This window comes from Nocardia sp. NPDC003726, assembly GCF_053586955.1.
In genome coordinates, this window is sequence record NZ_JBSFNF010000042.1 from 17,203 (window position 1) to 34,976 (window position 17,774).

18 protein-coding genes are annotated in these 17,774 nt (G+C 69.3%); 8 read left to right on the forward strand and 10 right to left on the reverse strand.

Annotation, left to right across the window (positions count from 1 at the left end; all coding sequences use genetic code 11):
* Window positions 1–201 precede the first annotated feature (201 nt).
* On the forward strand, window positions 202–858 hold the full coding sequence (locus tag ACWDMM_RS32215; protein ID WP_323124692.1) for a DedA family protein: 657 nt from the start codon (window positions 202–204) through the stop codon (window positions 856–858).
* Between the two features lie 5 nt (window positions 859–863).
* On the forward strand, window positions 864–1,562 hold the full coding sequence (locus ACWDMM_RS32220) for a DedA family protein (RefSeq protein ID WP_323124688.1): 699 nt from the start codon (window positions 864–866) through the stop codon (window positions 1,560–1,562).
* A 7-nt stretch (window positions 1,563–1,569) separates the two neighbouring features.
* On the opposite strand, the gene ACWDMM_RS32225 is transcribed toward ACWDMM_RS32220, so the two are convergent.
* From ACWDMM_RS32225 to ACWDMM_RS32235, 3 genes are all read right to left on the reverse strand, one after another.
* Window positions 1,570–2,655 carry a glycoside hydrolase family 76 protein gene (locus tag ACWDMM_RS32225; RefSeq protein ID WP_195081041.1) on the reverse strand — a complete coding sequence of 362 codons (1,086 nt, stop codon included), beginning with the start codon at window positions 2,653–2,655 and terminating at the stop codon, window positions 1,570–1,572.
* A 270-nt stretch (window positions 2,656–2,925) separates the two neighbouring features.
* Window positions 2,926–3,636 carry a TrmH family RNA methyltransferase gene (locus ACWDMM_RS32230; RefSeq protein WP_195045969.1) on the reverse strand — a complete coding sequence of 237 codons (711 nt, stop codon included), beginning with the start codon at window positions 3,634–3,636 and terminating at the stop codon, window positions 2,926–2,928.
* Window positions 3,637–3,655: 19 nt separating this feature from the next.
* A complete protein-coding gene (locus ACWDMM_RS32235; RefSeq protein ID WP_067796688.1) occupies window positions 3,656–3,991 on the reverse strand; it encodes a DUF4190 domain-containing protein in 336 nt (111 codons plus the stop codon).
* 178 nt (window positions 3,992–4,169) lie between these two features.
* Here ACWDMM_RS32235 and ACWDMM_RS32240 point away from each other — a divergent pair, with 178 nt between their 5' ends.
* On the forward strand, window positions 4,170–4,748 hold the full coding sequence (locus ACWDMM_RS32240; protein ID WP_195080836.1) for a Uma2 family endonuclease: 579 nt from the start codon (window positions 4,170–4,172) through the stop codon (window positions 4,746–4,748).
* A 63-nt stretch (window positions 4,749–4,811) separates the two neighbouring features.
* Window positions 4,812–5,258 (forward strand): DUF3592 domain-containing protein, encoded by a 447-nt coding sequence (locus tag ACWDMM_RS32245; protein ID WP_067796682.1) that lies wholly within the window; start codon window positions 4,812–4,814, stop codon window positions 5,256–5,258.
* On the opposite strand, the gene ACWDMM_RS32250 is transcribed toward ACWDMM_RS32245, so the two are convergent.
* From ACWDMM_RS32250 to clpB, 7 genes are all read right to left on the reverse strand, one after another.
* Window positions 5,242–5,949: a lysoplasmalogenase family protein gene (locus ACWDMM_RS32250; protein ID WP_449941287.1), complete on the reverse strand. Its 708-nt coding sequence runs from the start codon at window positions 5,947–5,949 to the stop codon at window positions 5,242–5,244. The two genes, ACWDMM_RS32245 and ACWDMM_RS32250, sit on opposite strands and share 17 nt — an antisense overlap.
* Window positions 5,950–5,951: 2 nt before the next feature.
* A complete protein-coding gene (locus ACWDMM_RS32255; protein WP_195080838.1) occupies window positions 5,952–7,010 on the reverse strand; it encodes a beta-ketoacyl-ACP synthase 3 in 1,059 nt (352 codons plus the stop codon).
* Window positions 7,011–7,060: 50 nt separating this feature from the next.
* Window positions 7,061–7,609 (reverse strand): orotate phosphoribosyltransferase, encoded by a 549-nt coding sequence (gene pyrE, locus ACWDMM_RS32260; RefSeq protein ID WP_067796674.1) that lies wholly within the window; start codon window positions 7,607–7,609, stop codon window positions 7,061–7,063.
* A 1-nt stretch (window position 7,610) separates the two neighbouring features.
* Entirely contained in the window at window positions 7,611–8,414 is an 804-nt protein-coding gene (locus ACWDMM_RS32265; RefSeq protein ID WP_195080839.1) for an SDR family NAD(P)-dependent oxidoreductase, read from the reverse strand.
* Between the two features lie 55 nt (window positions 8,415–8,469).
* On the reverse strand, window positions 8,470–9,414 hold the full coding sequence (locus ACWDMM_RS32270; RefSeq protein WP_195081042.1) for a type III secretion system chaperone family protein: 945 nt from the start codon (window positions 9,412–9,414) through the stop codon (window positions 8,470–8,472).
* Between the two features lie 89 nt (window positions 9,415–9,503).
* On the reverse strand, window positions 9,504–10,295 hold the full coding sequence (locus ACWDMM_RS32275; protein ID WP_195080840.1) for a DUF5666 domain-containing protein: 792 nt from the start codon (window positions 10,293–10,295) through the stop codon (window positions 9,504–9,506).
* A 186-nt stretch (window positions 10,296–10,481) separates the two neighbouring features.
* The gene (gene clpB / locus ACWDMM_RS32280; protein WP_195080841.1) at window positions 10,482–13,037 is read right to left on the reverse strand and encodes an ATP-dependent chaperone ClpB; all 2,556 of its coding nucleotides are present in this window, start codon (window positions 13,035–13,037) and stop codon (window positions 10,482–10,484) included.
* A 332-nt stretch (window positions 13,038–13,369) separates the two neighbouring features.
* Here clpB and ACWDMM_RS32285 point away from each other — a divergent pair, with 332 nt between their 5' ends.
* The 4 genes from ACWDMM_RS32285 (at window position 13,370) to ACWDMM_RS32300 (ending at window position 17,435) form a co-directional block, all read left to right on the forward strand.
* Complete coding sequence (locus ACWDMM_RS32285; RefSeq protein ID WP_449941291.1) at window positions 13,370–14,305, forward strand: NADP-dependent oxidoreductase; 936 nt, start codon at window positions 13,370–13,372, stop codon at window positions 14,303–14,305.
* Between the two features lie 57 nt (window positions 14,306–14,362).
* Entirely contained in the window at window positions 14,363–15,247 is an 885-nt protein-coding gene (locus ACWDMM_RS32290) for an LLM class flavin-dependent oxidoreductase (RefSeq protein WP_195080843.1), read from the forward strand.
* Between the two features lie 238 nt (window positions 15,248–15,485).
* The gene (locus tag ACWDMM_RS32295; protein WP_195080844.1) at window positions 15,486–16,643 is read left to right on the forward strand and encodes an FAD-binding oxidoreductase; all 1,158 of its coding nucleotides are present in this window, start codon (window positions 15,486–15,488) and stop codon (window positions 16,641–16,643) included.
* Between the two features lie 30 nt (window positions 16,644–16,673).
* A complete protein-coding gene (locus tag ACWDMM_RS32300) occupies window positions 16,674–17,435 on the forward strand; it encodes an FAD-binding oxidoreductase (protein ID WP_449941294.1) in 762 nt (253 codons plus the stop codon).
* Window positions 17,436–17,774 lie beyond the last annotated feature (339 nt).

Genomic DNA, 17,774 nt, shown 5'->3' on the forward strand with positions numbered 1-17,774 from the left:
TGACGCACCGGTAATTTTGCGCACAGCACGAGCATTCTCAGGCGGAGCCGGTACTGTGGGGCCGGTAATTTGCGCTGGCAGCTTCCGACGCGGTGGCAAGCGATGCAGGCCAGCCGTATCGGGACAGGAGGCCACGTGATTCTGCAGGCAGCGACAGAATCGGTGACGAGCAACCTCGCGCTGACCGAGTTGCTCGATCCGATGCACCTGCTCACGGAAACGTGGCTGAAGGACGCGGTGCTGCCGGCCATCCTGGTCATCGTCTTCATCGAGACCGGCCTGCTGTTCCCGATCCTGCCCGGCGACTCGCTGCTGTTCACCGGCGGCCTGCTCGCCGCGCAGCCGAATCCGCCGGTGTCGATCTGGGTGCTGGTGCCCGCCGTCGTGCTGATCGCGTTCGCCGGGGACCAGTGCGCGTATTGGATCGGCCGGGCGATCGGGCCCGCGCTGTTCCACAAAGAGGACACCCGGTTCTTCAAGAAGCACTACGTCACGCAGACGCACGAGTTCTTCGAAAAGCACGGGCCGAAGACGATCATCCTGGCCCGCTTCGTGCCCATCGTGCGCACCTTCATGCCGGTGCTGGCCGGCGTCTCCAAGATGGACTACCGCAAGTTCGTCGCGTTCGACATCGTCGGCGCGCTGCTGTGGGGCGGCGGTGTCACGGTGCTCGGCTACTTCCTGGGCAATGTCGCGTTCATCCGGGACCACGTGGAGGCGATCTTCTTGCTCATCGTCTTCGTGTCGATCCTGCCCGGCATCACCGCGGTGGCGAAGAAGCTGCTCGGCCGCAATGCCACGGCACAGGAGCAGACCGAGGCGGAACTGACCGCTTCGACCAGCGAATCCACCCGCTGAAGCCGGTGACGACGGAATCGTCGCCCCTAGCCGTGGGCAGTTTCGATCCACTACTGTCGGCGGGCCCCGCGCTCGTCTGGACGGTGGTGCTGACCTTCGTTTTCCTCGAATGCGCGGTGATCCTCGGGCTGTTCCTGCCCGGTGACTCGATGCTCATCACCGCGGGCATCGTGATGGCCTCGCACGCCTCGGGGGAGGCGCACGTCTGGGCGCTGTCGGTGGGCGCGATGGTCGCGGCCATCGCGGGCAACCAGGTGGGCTACGTCATCGGGCACCGGACCGGACGGCATCTCGTGGCCCGCAAGAACGGCAGATACATCAACGTCCGCAATCTGCAACGGGTCGCGGAGCTGCTGCATCGGCACGGATTCGTCGCGGTGCTGATCGCCCGGTGGATCCCGTGGGTGCGCACCCTGTGCCCCTCGGTCGCCGGCGCCGCTCGGATGGACCATCGCAAGTTCACCATCGCCAGCACCATCGGCGCGATCGTCTGGGCGCCGGTGCTGTTGCTCATCGGGTACTACGCGGGCAATTTCCTGCAGCGCGTGGAATGGCTGATGCCGATCGTGATCGGCACGCTGGTGGTCGGCCTGGTCATCGGCACGGCGCTCGGCGTGCGGCACTACCGGCAGGAGATGTCCCAGCCCGCCGAGGACTTCGCGCTGGAAACGGCTCCGAGCGCCGTGCTGGAGCCGGAAGGCTGATCCGCGGTCACAGCCCCGCGGCGCTGACCTGGTAAGCCGCCTCCATGAGCAGCCAGCCCGACAACTGCACCGACATGTCGCGCCCCGGCACCTTCGACGAGGTGACCGAGCCGCCGGAGGTGAAGTAACCGGCTCCCGCGCTGCCGCCGGGCAACTGCGCGGGCTTGCTCCAGTCGTGCCCGAACAGTGGCTCGCCCTCGACCTGCAGCCGGTTGGCCCATGCCGCCTTCGCCGACGCGGTGACGATCGCGGCGGCCGCACGGCGATCGGCGACCTGCTGCGCGTCCTCACCCGGCAGCATCACCGCGACCAGCGCCAGGTACCGGGCCAGAATGCCGTTGAACAGCCCGCCGTCACCGCCCCCGCCGCCGTTGACCACGCCATTGGTGGTCATGTGCTCCTCGACCGCCGCGAGCAGCCGGTGCACGCGCTCGGTGTGCCTCGCTTCGCCGGTCTGCACGGCCAGTTCCGTCTCCAGGCCGAGCACCACGCCCTGGCAGTACGTGAACACCGGACGCTCGATCTCGCCGGAGGGCAGGTGGATGCCGTCGAGGATCAACCCTGTCTCCGGATCGCGCAGCGTCGCGTCCAACCAGTCGGACATCTCCTGCGCGCGCTGGACGCGCCCGAGACGCAGCAGCGCGATCGCGGCGGGACCGTTCGCCGGTGCGTTGAAGTAGTCCGAGCCGATGCGCCACGGCAGGCCGCCGCCGACCTCCGGTTGCCAGCCGTCGTGCAAACGCTTCTCCAGCGCGACCAGCGCGCTTCGCACGTCGGCCCCTTGGGTTCGCTCGGCGCGTTCCAGCGCGATGGCCAGCCAGGCCATGTCGTCGTAGTACCGGTTGGTCCAGCCGGTGATGTTGCGGAAGCGGTGCGAGCGCGCCAGCGCGGCGATTCGCCTGCGGCGCAACGGCGTCGGCGCCCGGTTCGCGGCGTCGATCGCGCACTCGATCAGGTGCGCCTGCCACCAGTAGTGCCATGCGCCGAAGATTCGCTCGCGCTTGGTCGCAGGCCAGCCGACCACGCCGAGTTCGGTGCCGGGCAGCGCCCACAGCGCGCGCAGATGCCGAGAGACGATCGACGATTCGGCCATATCGGCCCGTTCGGACCACAGCGTCGCGGGCGCGACGGGTTCCCGGCCCGCCGGTGCACGGCCGGCCGGCGGACGCGGTGCCGCGGAGCCCGTCTCGGCGTGCTCCACGCTCGGCACCTCGATATCGTCGCTCCGCGAGGTCATGGGTCAATGGTGCCAGGCCAGAACGCATTCATGCGCCCGATTTGTTACGAAAGCGATGTGCAATCGTGCCGGTGGGCTTCGGTGATCGAAGATCGCCTGCTCAGGGGATCGAACGCGGCCAGGAACTCACCATGCGGTCGTCAGATCGGCGTGTTGCCGGATCCAGGCGTGCATCGCGATTCCCGCGGCGACTCCCGCGTTGATGCTGCGGGTGGAGCCGAACTGCGCGATCGACACCGTCATCACGGCGGCCTGCTTGGCGTGGTCGGTGACACCCGGGCCTTCCTGGCCGAACAGCAGCAGGCACGCGCGCGGCAGCGTGACGGTCTCCAGCGGCACCGAGCCGGGCACGTTGTCGACGGCGACCACGGTCAGTCCGGCCTGCTCGCTGAACGCCAGCAGTTCGCCGATGTCGGCGTGGTGGCGGATGTGCTGGTAGCGGTCGGTCACCATGGCGCCGCGCCGATTCCACCGCCGTCGCCCGACGATGTGCACGGCCGCGGCGGCGAAAGCGTTCGCCGTGCGGACCACCGTGCCGATGTTCGCGTCGTGCCCGAAATTCTCGATCGCGACGTGGAACGGATGCCTGCGCCGGTCGATGTCGGCCACGATCGCCTCGCGGCTCCAGTACCGGTAGGCGTCGACCACATTGCGGCGGTCGCCGCCGGCCAGCAGTTCGGGATCCAGGCGCGGGTCATCCGGCGGCGGCTCGGCGTGCTCGCTAGCCCACGGACCGACGCCGTTCGGGTGCTCGCCCCATTCCGTCGGGCCCGGTAGATCCTGCTCCGCCGCGTCCGGCACTGGGTGACTCACCCCAACGATGCTAATTCCGGCCATCGTGCCCGCGGCCGGTGGCTCAGTAGCTGGACGAACTCCCCGCGAACGCGCCTGCCAAGGCGAGCACCAACATCAACAGCAGGAACAGCAGGCTCAATGCCATCAGCGCGGTCGCGATGATGCCGCAGATGTATCCGGCGTTGACATTCCCCCGGCCACCGATGGTCCCACCGGAGGCGTCGATCTCGTTGAGCGCCCGCTTGCCCATCACCCACGCGAAAGGCCCCATGAGCTGGCAAAGCACGAGACTCAGGATGCCCAGGATCAAGATCGTGGTGGATTGCGGATGGTCCGGTGCTCCGTAGGCCCCATAGGCTGGATAACCGTACGGCGGCGGCTGCGGCGGGTAGCTCATCAGCAGGATCGTAATGGGTGCCGGTGGGGGTGCGCACACACCACTTTCGACGGGCAGCTTCCCTCCGCCGCCGCGTCCTGGCGGTATTACGACTCGAGAGCCGACGTCGCTGTGGTTTGTCGGCCTGGTGTGCCAAACTGGCCCCAACGCGGTATCCGTGCGGGGAGGGGAGGAAGCGATGACCGTCGAAGTGAACTGGCCTGATCATCTGCTGACCCTGGAGGACTGGATCGCGCTGCCGGAGGACAGCAGCCGAAATTACGAGCTTGTCGAGGGGGTTCTGGTCGTGTCACCGAGGCCGGTCGTGCGTCATCAATTCGCGGTCTGGCAGCTCGCGGCGCAAATCCACCCTCAACTACCGAAAGAGCTCGCTGCGGTAGGTGAAGCCGAGTTGGTTGTCGATCCGGCGCAACCCCCTACGGTGCGCGTGCCGGACGTCTTGGTCATCCGCCGCAAAGCGCTCACCGACGATCTCGCACGCGTGCATCCGGAGGATGTGAAACTCGCCGTCGAAATTCTGTCGGCTGGTTCCCGGCGAACCGATCGTGTCACCAAGTTCTTCGAATACGCCGAAGTCGGCATCGAGCACTATTGGCTCATCGATCTCGATGAACCGGCCAGCCTCAGCGCCTACCGACTGATCGACAGCGACTACGAGCTGGTCGCCGAGCGGTCGGGCTCGGTGACAGTCGATCTGGCGGGAACGCCGGTCACGATCGACCTTGTCGCCCTGTCGAGCGATTATCTCGGCGAATAGGTCAGCACCGCCGAAGGTGTGCGGGCCTATCCTGGAGGTCTGGCACTCGGGGTGGAGGCTGGTATGGATCACGAGCGGATACTGCGCACGGTGCTCGGGGTGACCGCCGGGTATCTGATCCTGCTGGCGCTGTGGTTGGGGTGGGTGGTGCACCGGACGCCGTCGGGAACCGTGCCGTATCAGATCGTGGCGCTGGTCGGGTTGTTCGGCTCGTGCCTCGGCGTCGGGATGATGCTTGCCGGGCGGCCGTCCAAGGCGGATCGTCAACTGTGGCGGCACGGCCTGGAAGGGTGGGCGACGGTCGAGGGCGTGCACCCGCTGGAGCGCACCGATCATCACACCGAACTCACCGAGCTGGATCTCGAACTCACCGTCCCCGGCTCCGAAAGTTACCGTGGCACGGTGGTTTTCGACGCCACACCGGCCGACAAACCCCGACTCGCGGTCGGTGAGATCCTCTCGATCCGCGTCGACCCGGCGAACCGGGATCGCATCATTCTGGTGCTGTGAGCACCGGCTTCACATGCGCCTTCGGATCGGCGAGCAGGTACTGCGCGGCCGCGTAGGTCGCCAGGATCACGCCTTCGGTCACCCGGCGCGCCCGCTCACCGCGAGCGAACAACCGCCGCACCACGATGAGTCCGTCCGACACGGTGAACAGCAGCGCGCCGAGGCCGAGGCGACTGCGCGGATCCATGCCGGGAACGTTCACGCCCGCAATGTTTTTCGTGGCGGGGGCCAGCGCGGGGTCCGACGCGAGCACGGCTGCGGCGCCCAAGGTGACGCCATAGGCGGTCAGCGCAGCGGCCACCGTGGGAGCTTTCTTCCGCAGCACCCCGGCCACCCCCAGCCAGGCGGCCACCCGTGGTACGGCCGCCCCTGCGGTGGGCCTGCCACCCATCCGCCACCACAGCGTGGTGTACCCGGCCTGCATCACCGCGAACGACGACGCGCCCGCGATCAGCCTGCGGTCGTCATCCGGATCTATGAGCAGGATGTCGCCGACCGTCGCCGCGCCGAGCGACCCGATCAGCACCGTGCGCTCGGTGGACGGCAGCTGCCCGCCTTCGGTCGCCACATCCGCCGCGAGCAGCGGCATCAGCAGCGGCTTGGCGATCCACTGCGCCTTCTCCCGCCCGGTGACCGCGCCGTAGACGGTGAGCGCCGCCGCCGCGAGATACCCGGCTCGAAAAGGCCGCATGCTCAGAAGCTCGGCTCGGCGGGTGCGGGCGGCAGCGTGACGACCTGGCCCGCGTAACTCAGGCCGGCGCCGAAGCCGAGCAGCAATGCCGTCTGCCCGCCCTTGGCCTTGCCGGTGACCAGCATCTCCTCGATCGCGAGCGGAATGGACGCGGCCGAGGTGTTGCCGGTGTTCTCGATGTCGTTGGCCATCGGGATCTCGTCGGCGAGCCCGAGGTTCTTCTTCATCAGCTCGTTGATCCGTGCGTTGGCCTGATGCGGGACGAAGACCTCGATGTCCTCCTTGGCCACGCCGGAGACCTCGAGCGCGGTGGACAGGGCGCGCGGCAGCGTGACCGCAGCCCACCGGAAGACCCGAGGGCCTTCCATCCGCAGCGACATCCGGCCGACCGGATCCACGGCCGGGTCGAGACCTTGCATGGCCTGGGCGCGCTGCATGTATTCCAGGAAATCGATGTCCTGCATGATCGCGGCGGCGTTCTCACCGTCGCTGCCCCAGACGGTGGGCGAGATGCCGTTCTCGTCGCTCGGGCCGACCACGACCGCGCCCGCGCCGTCACCGAAGATCATCGCGGTGCCGCGGTCGGTGGGGTCGAGCCCGACGGTCATCGTCTCGGCGCCGATGAGCAGCACGTACTCGGCGGAACCGGACCGGATCATGTCGGCGGCCACGCCGAGGCCGTATCCGAAGCCACCGCAGCCGGAGGTCAGGTCGAAGGCGGGCACGCCGTTCATGCCGATGTCGTAGGCCACCTGCGGCGCGCCGTGCGGGGTGAGGGTCAGCCAGCTGGAGGTCGCCAGGATCACGGCGCCGATCTTCGAGCGGTCGACGCCGCTGTTGACGATCGCGCGTTCGCCCGCCGCCGCCGCGATCGACCGCAGCGTCTCGTCGCCGCTGATCCAGCGCCGGTTGCGGACACCGGTGCGCTCGTAGATCCACTCGTCGGTGGAATCCAGCACCTCGCAGACCTCGGCGTTGCTGACCAGGCGTTTGGGTCGGTAAGCGCCGATTCCGAGCATCGCCACGTTCTCGCGGCTCCTGTTGACTGCAATGCTCACCACTGGTGACTCACACGACCCTTCACCTTCGAAGACTTAGACCATCGTCCAGGCTATCCCAGGGCGAGATCCTTCAAGCCGAGGATCGACCGGTACTCCAGGCCTTCCGCGGCGATCACCTGGTCGGCGCCGGTTTCCCGGTCGACGACGGTGGCGACGCCGACCACGGTAGCGCCCGCGTCGCGCAGCGCGCGCACCGCGGTCAGGGGTGAATTCCCGGTAGTGGTGGTGTCCTCGACGACCAGCACCCGCTTGCCGGCGACATCCGGGCCTTCGATCTGGCGCTGCATGCCGTGCGACTTCGCGGCCTTGCGCACCACGAAGGCGTCGATCGGGCGGCCGGGCGCGTGCAGCACGGCCAGCGCCACCGGGTCGGCGCCCATGGTCAGGCCGCCGACGGCGTCGAAGTCCCAGTCCGCGACGAGTTCGCGCAGCAGTTTGCCGATCAGCGGGCCCGCACTGTGGTGCAGGGTGGCGCGGCGCAGGTCGACGTAGTAGTCGGCCTCCTTGCCCGAGGACAGGGTCACCCGGCCGTGCACGACGGCGAGCTCGCGCACCAGCGCGGCCAGCCGGTCCCTGTCGTTGGTAATCACGTCGATCATGTCAAGTCCTTCCGCGTGCGTCGAACAGCCCGCGATCGAGCCGGGCCCCCAGGGTTCGCGGGATCATTCCGGCGACGGTGGTGAGCGCTTTGTACTGCATACCGGGCACGCTGAGCACCCGGTCCTTCTCCAGATCACGCAGTGAGCCGGCGACTACCTGCTCGACGCTCAGCCACAACGCTTTCGGCAGCGAGGGCATCGCGATGCCTGCTCGCCGGTGGAATTCCGTACGGACGAATCCCGGGCACAGGGCTTGGACCCGGACTCCGGTCCCGGCCAGTGCTCGCGCCAACCCTTCGGTGAAGGATACGACGTAGGCCTTGGACGCCGAGTACGTCGACCCTCGTCCTGGAATCAGGCCCGCCACGCTGGCCACGTTGACGACGCGGCCGTTGGCCGCCGCGATCATCGGCGGCAGCGCCGCCCTGGTGAGCCGCATCACCGAGGTGACGTTGACGTCCAACTGCGCCTGCAATCGCTCGGGCGGCAACGTCCAGAACTCCCCGGACTGCCCGAAACCCGCGTTGTTGACCAGGAATTCGACGCCGTCGGCCAGCCGCGCCGCGACCCGCTCGCGGTCGTCGGCGGCGGCGAGGTCGGCGACGATCAGCTCCGAGCGGGTGGCGAAGCGGTGCTCCATCTCGGTCGCGATGGCGGTGAGCCGCTGCTCGTCCCGAGCCACGAGCACCAGGTCGTAGCCGAGCGAGGCCAGCCTGGTCGCGTAACCGCGGCCGATACCGGAGGTAGGTCCGGTGATCAGAGCCACAGGACGGGTGGCGCCGGGCAGCCGGGGATGCTCGGTCATGACGGCGCGATCGATCGCAGCCGCTGCGGCCCGGCCGCGGTGGGCGCGCGGCCGGTCACTTCGGCACGGGTCCCTGGTAAGGGCGGAAGCCGGGATGGAACGGTCCACCGGGCGGGTCGGTCGGCCGCTGCCGCGATTCGGGGTCGTTCCGGCTCTCGGCGTCGCGCTCCTCGCGCGGCCGGGGCTTCTCCTCGTCGCGCACGCGGGCGCGCGTGTTCGGCACGACGGCGAGCGACGGGCGGCGCGCCGGTTCCGGTCGCTCGGCGTCGTCGGAGTCGTCTTCGGACCGTTCGTCGTCGGCCTCGGGGCGGTCGCCCGCTTCACCCTCGGCGTCCCGGTCGCCCCGCTGACGGGCGCGGGGGCGCGCCGGTTCGGGTCCGCCGTCGTCGAAGCGCGGCTCGCTGACCGGCGGCAGCACGTGCAGCAGGCCGGACAGGCGCAGCACCGCGTCGATCGCGCCTTCCCAGTCCTTCGGGGTGGTGCCGACCAGCAGCATGCCCAGCGTCCAGTTGCCCTCGCTCCAGAGCATCTGCACGGTGTCGGGCAGGTTCTCGATGAACGCGACCATGCGCTGATCGACAGCGTGCCTGGCGATTTCGGGATTGGTCGCGAAGACCACGCGGTCACCGATGGCGCCGAGCAGTTCCAGATCGTGGTCCTTGGGCGGGGCGGCGGTCTTCAGCCGCATGTCCACGTCGATGTCCGAACCGATCTGACGGCGCACCGCGACCAGCGTCGCGGAGTCCTCCAGGTCGAACAGCACGAACTTCTCGCCCTTGCGGATGCCGGAGACCACGTCGACCGCGGAGAGATAGCCCAGTTTGGTCAACGCGCCGCGCCGCCACGTGGACGGCAGCGCGGGTTCCACGGACACGTAGGTATAGCCCTGCGACTTCGCCCAGACCTGTCGCGCGTGACCGGTCCGCTGCCGCTGGAGCCGATCGAAATACAGCAGCACGATCGCGCCCACGAGCGCGATCGCCGCCAACCCGAACCACATTGCCGTCATCGCCGCCTAGCCTAATGGTCCCGGCCGGACATGGTCCGTCATTACCCCCGGCGCTTCGCGCCCCCGGCGTCCGGCGCGGCTCATCGCCCGCCGCCGGGCAGCGAGGTGCCGATGATGACCTTCGCCTGGATCGACCCGTCCGCTGCCTTGTCCCCCTGGATCAGCACCAGCTCACCGGTGGCCAGATCGGAGACTCTGGTCCCGGACAGCGCGATCACCTGGGTGTTCGCGTCGGTGCGCACCGTAATGGTGTTGCCCATCACCGAACTCACCGTCAGGGTGCCCCCGTCGTTGGCGGTGATGGTGCCCATGGTCGCGCCGAGGCCGTCGACATCGCCGAGGCCGGGCACACTGGGCAAACCGCTCGGCGGGGTGGGCTGCGCGGTCCTGGTTCCCGGCGAGGGTCTCGTCGTGACGCGCGTCGTGGAGGCCGCCGCGGTGTCGGCCGAGCCGGAATCGCCCGACCCGAGCAGCACGCCCGCGACCACCCCGATCGCACCGATCAGCAGAACCACGCCGAGACCGAGGGCGATCCACAGGCCGGTGTTGCGCCGCGGCGGCGGTGGTCCCGGCGGCGCCGCACCGGGCGGCATCGCGCCGCCGGGCGGACCCGCCGCACCCGGGACGGTGTCGGGATAGGCGGCCCACTGGGGGTCGTAGGCCGGGAACTCACGTGTCGCGTTCGCCCCGGGCGGGCCCCAGGCTCCGTAATGCTCCGTCGGGGGATATTCCGACGGAGCCCCGGTGCCGTACGCGTCGAGGTACTCCGTGGTGTGCGCGGGGCCACCGTATCCGGACTTGCCCGGCGGACCCAGGTGTTCGGTCGGCGCATCCTCCGGCCGCTGTCCCCAGGGATCGTTCGGGTTGGTCATGGCTTCCAGCGTAGGCCGCGTACGTTCGCGCGCACCCGTACCACGTGGACCGGTGCGCCTGCGGCTCGGTGGGCGTTCGTTCCGGCATCGATCTCACCGTGCTGACGGTGGGGCGAAACACCTTGTGCGCGAGCGAGCTTCGACGAAAGGCGAGCGGCCTCGTCCGCGACGAGGCCGCTCACTCACTCACCTGCCGACGATCAGGCCGTCCCCGCCGGGGCTGACGGACACCTTGACGCTGTCGCCGTCGGCGATCTCGCCCGCGAGCAGTTCCTTGGCGAGGGAGTCGCCGATGGCCTGCTGGATCAGCCTGCGCAGCGGACGCGCGCCGTAGCTGGGGTCGTAGCCGCGCACCGCGAGCCAGAACCGCGCCGAATCGCTGACCTCCAGCTTCAGCCTGCGCTGCGCCAGCCGCTTCTGCAGCTGCTCGAGCTGGATGTCGACGATCTGCTCGAGCTGCTCCTCGTCGAGCGCGTGGAACATGACCACGTCGTCGAGGCGGTTGAGGAACTCCGGCTTGAAGGCCGAGCGCACCGCGTTCATGACGAACTCCTTGTCACCGCCCGCGCCCAGGTTCGAGGTCAGGATGAGGATGGTGTTGCGGAAATCCACCGTGCGGCCCTGGCTGTCGGTGAGCCTGCCCTCGTCGAGCACTTGCAGCAGGATGTCGAACACATCCGGGTGCGCCTTCTCGATCTCGTCGAACAGCACCACCGTGTAGGGCCTGCGCCGCACCGCCTCGGTGAGCTGACCGCCCTGGTCGTAACCGACGTAACCGGGCGGAGCGCCGACCAGCCTGGCGACCGAGTGCTTCTCGCTGTACTCGCTCATGTCGATGCGGACCATGGCGCGCTCGTCGTCGAACAGGAAGTCCGCCAGCGCTTTCGCCAGCTCGGTCTTGCCGACGCCGGTGGGGCCGACGAACATGAACGACCCGGTCGGGCGGTTCGGGTCGGCGACACCGGCGCGGGCCCGGCGCACCGCGTCGGACACCGCCTGCACCGCCTCGGGCTGACCGACCACGCGGCGGCCGAGCTCGTCCTCCATGCGCAGCAGCTTCTGGGTCTCGCCCTCCAGCATCCGGCCCACCGGAATGCCGGTCCAGGAGGACACCACCTCGGCGATGTCGTCCGGGCCGACCTCTTCCTTCAGCATGACCTCGCCGTCGCCCGCGGTGGCCGAGGCCTGCTCGGCCTGGGCGAGCTGCTTCTCCAGCGCGGGGATCCGGCCGTAGCGCAGTTCGGCCGCCTTGCCCAGGTCGCCGTCGCGCTCGGCGCGCTCGGATTCACCGCGCAGCGCTTCCAGCTCCTCCTTGAGCGTGCGCACCTGGTCGATCGCGTTCTTCTCGTTCTGCCAGCGCGTGGTCAGCTGATTGAGCTTCTCGCGGTCGTCGGCGAGTTCGCCGCGCAGTTTCTCCAGCCGCTGCTTGGACGCCTCGTCGGTCTCCTTCGCGAGGGCGACCTCTTCGATCTCCAGGCGGCGCACCGCGCGCTCCACCTCGTCGATCTCCACCGGGCGGGAGTCGATCTCCATGCGCAGCCGCGAGGCCGACTCGTCGACCAGGTCGATCGCCTTGTCGGGCAGGAACCGGGAGGTGATGTAGCGGTCCGACAGCGTGGCCGCGGCGACCAGCGCGGAGTCGGTGATGCGCACGCCGTGGTGCACTTCGTAGCGCTCCTTGATGCCGCGCAGGATGCCGATGGTGTCCTCCACCGACGGCTCGCCGACCAGCACCTGCTGGAAGCGCCGCTCCAAGGCGGCGTCCTTCTCGATGTGCTGGCGGTATTCCTCCAGCGTGGTGGCGCCGACCAGGCGCAGCTCGCCGCGGGCCAGCATCGGCTTGATCATGTTGCCCGCGTCCATCGCCGATTCACCGGTGGCGCCGGCGCCGACGATGGTGTGCAGCTCGTCGATGAACGTGATGATCTGGCCCGCGCTGTTCTTGATGTCCTCCAGCACGGCCTTGAGCCGTTCCTCGAACTCACCGCGGTACTTCGCGCCCGCGACCATCGCGCCGAGGTCGAGCGCCACGACGGACTTGCCGCGCAGCGACTCGGGGACGTCGCCAGCCACGATGCGCTGGGCGAGGCCCTCGACGATGGCGGTCTTGCCGACGCCGGGCTCGCCGATCAGCACCGGGTTGTTCTTGGTGCGCCGGCTCAGCACCTGCACCACCCGGCGGATCTCGGTGTCCCGGCCGATGACCGGATCGAGCTTGCCGTGGCGGGCGGCATCGGTGAGGTCGGTGGAGTACTTCTCCAGCGCCTGGTAGCTGCCCTCCGGATCGGGGCTGGTCACCCTGGCGCTGCCGCGGACGGCGGTGAACGCGGCACGCAGCGCGTCGGCGGTGGCGCCGTACTTGGTGAGCACCATCGTGACATCGGAGTCGCCCTCGGCGAGACCGACCATCACGTGCTCGGTGGAGACGTACTCGTCACCGAGTTCCGTGGCCAGGCGCTGCGCCGCGGTGATCGCGGCGAGCGCCTCGCGGCCGAGCTGCGGTGTGGTGGTGGCGCCGGTCGCCCGCGGCAGCCGGTCCACGATGTCCTGTGCCTCGCGGCGCACGGTCGCCGGATCCGTTCCGACGGCCTTCAGCAAGGGCGCGGCGATGCCGTCGGTCTGGTCGAGCAACGCCACCAGCAAGTGCGCAGGACGGATCTCCGGGTTGCCCGCGGCGGAGGCCGCCTGCAGGGCGGCGGTCAGCGCCGCCTGGGTCTTGGTGGTGGGATTGAACGAGTCCACGAGTCACCTTCCTACTGGTCGAGTCGATTCGCACGGCGCCGAGCGCGTTCGCCGAAGCTGTCGCTGTCGTCCCGCTCCGCCTTCGGCTCGGCGCCGTTCTACCCGTCCAACGTTCTAAAGGTTGAGTCTGTTCCGCTCAAGTTTGGAATTCTCCGCCGCGCCGCAGGCGATCCACCGGATGTGTCGAACGCTACGCTCCGGCACCGGCGAATGCGACGCCCCGCCACACCGCCCATGCGGTGATTCCGCACGTCGGCGGCTTTCGGACGCCTACGATGACCTCGGCCGTCAGTTGTTGCAGCACTCTTCACCCCGACTCGAGGAGCGAATGGATGCGCGCGATCGTGGTACGGAAGTTCGGAGCGAAGCCGGAACTAGCCGAAATGCCGATGCCCGAGCCGGGGCCGGGCACCGTGCGGGTGCAACTCCAGGCGGCCGGGGTGAACCCCTTCGACCGTAAAGTGGCCTCCGGCCTCCTGGACGGCAAACTGCCGCACGACTTTCCGATGATCCTCGGGGTGGACGGGGCCGGCACGGTCGCCACGGTCGGCGCTGGCGTCAGCCGTTTCGCCGTCGGGGACCGGGTGGTCGGCAAGTTCCTCACACCGCCGGTGGGCCACGGCAGCTTCGCCGAGTACGCGGTGCTCCCTGAGGGCGGCACCCTGGTGCCGATTCCGCCCGGGGTGCCCACGGTCGCGGCCGCGGCGCTGCCGACCGCGGGGGTGACCGCGCAGGACCTCGTGGACGCCACCCACATCCAGCCGGGCCAGACCGTGCTGATCGTGGGCGCGACCGGTGGCGTCGGCTCCTTCCTGGTGCAGCTGGCCAATATCGCGGGCGCGCACGTCATCGCCACGGCGCGGGGCGACTCCGCCGATCAGATGACCCGCCTGGGCGCGGCCGAGACGGTGGACTACACCGCGGGACCGGTGCGCGACCAGGTCGCCGCCGCCCATCCGGACGGCATCGACGTCCTGTTCGATCTGGTGAGCCCGCCGGAGGCGCTGGCGGAGCTGACCACGCTGGTCCGCGACGGCGGCACGGTCTACTCCACCACTTTCGCCGCCGACGAGGACGCGTTGCGCGCACGATCGCTGCGGGGCGGCAACATCGAATCCAAGGGCAGCGCATTGGAACTGGCCCGCCTGATCCAGCGGGTGGCCGCGGGCGACGTGGTCGTGCCGATCGACGCGACCGTCCCGCTCGCGGAGGGACCAGCGGTCATCGGAGCGCCAGGAGCACGCGGCAAGACCGTGCTCGCCATCTGATCCGTACCGGCCCACCGCGCCGGGTCGGCGTCCCGCGCGACCACCAGGAGGTGTGTGATGAGGACCCGACCGCCCCAATTCGGCCTGTTCCTGATCCCCGAGGCCGACGACTTCCGCAGGCTCGCCGAGCTGAGCGCGTACGCCGACGTGGCGGGGCTCGACCTGATCGGCATCCAGGACCATCCCTATCAGCGCAGGTTCCTCGACACCTGGACGCTGATCACCGCGCTCGCCGCGCGAACCGAGCGGATCACCTTCTTCCCCGACGTGGCCAACCTGCCGCTGCGCCACCCCGCTTTGCTGGCGAAGTCGGTCGCGTCGCTCGACATCGTCAGTGACGGCCGCATCCAGCTCGGCCTCGGCGCCGGCGCGTTCTGGGACGCCGTCGCCGGGATGGGCGGACCGCGCCGCACCGGAGGCGAGGCGGTGCGCGCCCTGGAGGAGGCGATCACGGTGATCCGCGCCTTGTGGAGCGACGCGCGATCGGTCCGGGTGCCTGGCTCCTTCTACTCCCTGGCGGGCGCGCATCCCGGCCCGCTCCCGCGACACCGGCCCGGCATCTGGCTCGGCGCGCGCGGGCCGCGCATGCTCGAACTCACCGGCCGCGCCGCCGACGGCTGGGTGCCGTCGGCCGCTTGGGCGCCGCCGGAGTTCCTCGCCGAAGCCGGCAGGCGGATCGATGACGCCGCCGCCGCGGCAGGCCGGGACCCGCTGACGGTGCGGCGGGTGCTGAACGTGTCGGGGACCATCACCGCCGACGGGGCCGATCGCGGCTTCCTGGAAGGCCCGCCCCAGCGCTGGGTGGACGACCTGCTGGCCTTGCACCGCGACCAGCGGATCGACGGATTCGTCTTCTGGCCGACCGAGGGGGAACCGGTCGAGCAGATCCGTCGTTATACCGAGCAGGTCGTGCCCGCGGTGCGTACCGGCGCCGGGAGCTGACCGGCCGGAGACCGCATCCGCCGGTACCGCATCGGCGCGGAAATCCGGCCCGGCCCGCCCGTGGCCTCGGTACCGGACGGGTCAGCGGCATCCGCCGTTTGCCCACCGATTACCGTTTGCCCGGGTCTTGGGACTGATAGCCACACGACCACGGCATTTTCGGGGATACTTGTCGGCGGGAGACCGCCGGTAACGGGTATGTCCCCGGGCAGAACTGAGGGAAAGGAAGCTCCACGTCGTGGATGCGCGTTCGGCTGCGCTGGTCCGCGCCAATTTTCGTTCGGTGATCGAGTCGCCGAATGGACCCGAGCGGTTGGTCAGTGCGTTCTACGGACATTTGTTCGCCGAGAACCCACGGTTGCGCGAGTTGTTCCCACCGGCCATGGAGATGCAGGCCAAGCGCATCGCCACGGCCATCCAGTACGTCCTCGATCACCTGGAGGACTGGGACCGGGCGCAGAAGTTCCTGGAGCAACTCGCTCGCGACCATCGCAAGTACGGCGTGGAGGCCGCGCACTACGACATGGCGGGCCGCGCGCTGCTGGCGGCGTTCCGCGTCTACAACGGCGCGGCCTGGGACCGGAGCCTGGAAGAGGGCTGGCGCGACATCACCATCCTGATCTCCGCGTCCATGGCCATCGGCGCCAACTCCGACAAGTCGCAGCCGGTGTGGGAGGCCACCGTGGTCGGTCATCGCCGTGTGCTGGATGACCTGGCCATCGTGCGGCTGCAGTCCGACGGGCCGGTGCCCTACCAGGCCGGGCAGTACGTGCCGGTCACCATTCCGCAGCGGCCCAAGATGTGGCGGTATTTCTCCCCGGCCATCCCGTCCAACCCGTACGGCGAGATCGAGTTCCACGTGCGCAAGATCCGCGGCGGCTGGGTCAGCCCCGCGATCGTCAACGAGACCAGGGTGGGTGACCGCTGGCGCATCGCGGGCCCGCTCGGCGGACTACACGTCGACCGGGACAGCGGCCGCGACGTGCTCATGATCGGCGCGGGCACCGGCATCGCCCCGTTGCGCGCCCAGCTGATCGAGATGGGCCAGCGCGGCATCAACCCGCGGGTGCACTTCTTCATCGGCGGCCGCTATCCCTGCGACCTGTACGACGTGGAGAACATGTGGCAGCTCTCGCAGAGCAACCCGTGGCTGACCATCGTTCCGGTGTGCGAGCAGAAGAGCAATCCGTGGTGGTATCCGCATCCGCCGCAGGACGCACCGTACGGGATGCACCGGCGCCTGATCGGTAACCTTGGCGCCGTGGTCGCGAGCTTCGGCGCGTGGGCCGATCGCCAGATCCAGATCGCCGGATCGGCTCGAATGATCGCCGACACCCGGCGCGCGCTCCTCGCGGTCGGCACGCCGGAGCAGAACATCAGCTGCGACCCTGTGTAGAAGAAGGAGGCCCCGTTGGGGGATCCGAGCATGCTCGGTAACGGTCATCAGGCGCCGGAGTGGACTTCGACCGTGGTCGGTCATCATCGCCTGCGCCACGATCTCGCGGTGATCCGCCTGATCGGTGAGTTCGTGCCGTTCGCCGCCGGACAGTCGGTCGAGGTACGGGTGCCGCAGCATCCCGGCGTGCGCCGCAGGCTGTCGCCCGCGCTGCCACCGTCACTGGACGGCAAGCTGGAGTTCCACGTGCGCACGGTGCCGGGCGGCTGGTGCAGCGGCGCGATCGTCGCCGACACCCAGCCCGGCGACGAGTGGCGGATCGGCGCTCCCGCCGGCGGGTTCTGGGTGGACCCGGACGGCGACGAGGTGGTGATGATCGCGGGCGGCACGGGATTGGCGCCCATGCGCGCCCAGATCCTCGAGCTGGCCCGCAAGCCGTCGCCGCCGCCCACCTACCTCTTCGTCGGCGGGCGGTCACCCCGCGACCTGTACGCCTCGGACATGCTCTACCTGCTGGCCGCCGAATTGCCCTGGCTCACCGTGATTCCGGTGGTGGAGAACCCGCACGACCCGAACTGGGTCGACGAGTGGTACGAGCAGTCCCGCGTCGACATCGGCTTCGCACCCGACGACCTGCTCTACGGCACCCTCGCCGACGTCCTCGGCTCGCACGGCGCGTTCGCCGAACACCAAGTCCTGGTCTGCGGCTCCCCCGCCATGGTCCAGACCACCGTCGACCGCCTCCTCGAAACCGGAACCCCGCCGCAGCGAATCCAATTCGAGGGGATCTAACCGAACCGTGAACCTGAGCCGAGTGAACTACTCGGCCAGGGCAACGGCACACCGTTGGAGCCGACTGCCCGAACCCACGCAACCACACTGGTGGATCACCGGTCTCGAGCAAAGCGCCCATCAAGCATCCGAAGCGGTTCCATCAGCGACGACCCCGGAACCCCACGGCAACGAGGGAACCCCTGGATAGCGCGATCACCACTGACGCAACCAAACCAGCTCAACCACCGGTTTCGAGCGAAGCGAGACCGAGCATCCGCCGTTCGCGGCCCGGCTCGCGTTTACGCGGCCGCCGCGCACGCGACGAAGGAGCAAGCGGCGGTCGCGTAAACGCGAGCC